The sequence below is a fragment of the Streptomyces polyasparticus genome (genome assembly GCF_014493765.1).
In the GTDB taxonomy this organism is placed as follows: domain Bacteria; phylum Actinomycetota; class Actinomycetes; order Streptomycetales; family Streptomycetaceae; genus Streptomyces; species Streptomyces polyasparticus.
This window is the reverse complement of record NZ_JACTVJ010000175.1, coordinates 1-508: the sequence shown is the minus strand read 5'-3', so window position 1 is coordinate 508 and position 508 is coordinate 1. Positions and strand designations below refer to the sequence as shown.

Genomic DNA, 508 nt, shown 5'->3' with positions numbered 1-508 from the left:
ACTCGGAACAGTCAATTCTTATCATGGCCCTTTCATCGGCAAACAAGAACCCGGCCAACTTCTTGGCCAATTCAGTCTTACCGGAACCCGATAAACCGAGGAACAAGAATGAAGCTGGTTGGTTTGGATTGGCAAGTCCAGAGCGTGACAATCTGATAGCATTGGAAACCGCCTTGACTGCTTCTGGCTGTCCAACAACCTCAGAAGCCAATTCTTTCTCCATGTTGATCAATTTGGAATTCTCAGCACGAGTCAATTTGGTTACTGGAATTCCCGTGAGCTTGGCAGCAGTTTCAGATACTTGCTCTGAACCGACAACATTTCTTAATAAGGCTTCCAGTCCTTCTTGTGCCTCTTCCTCAGCTACCTTAATCTCAAGCTCTTGTATGTGTTTCTGAACGTCAGGAATGGCAAAGTATCTCAAGTCTGCAGCCTTTGCGGTTTCGTGCCGTCTTTCAGCATCATGAGCTTTGATTTCAAGCTCATCCAACTTTCTCTTGGCTGCAAT

Annotated in this window: 1 protein-coding gene; it reads right to left on the bottom strand. The window is 45.9% G+C overall.

The window, feature by feature from the left end:
* On the bottom strand, positions 1 to 508 hold a 508-nt coding region (locus tag H9Y04_RS49350), incomplete at both ends, for an AAA family ATPase (protein WP_187820201.1).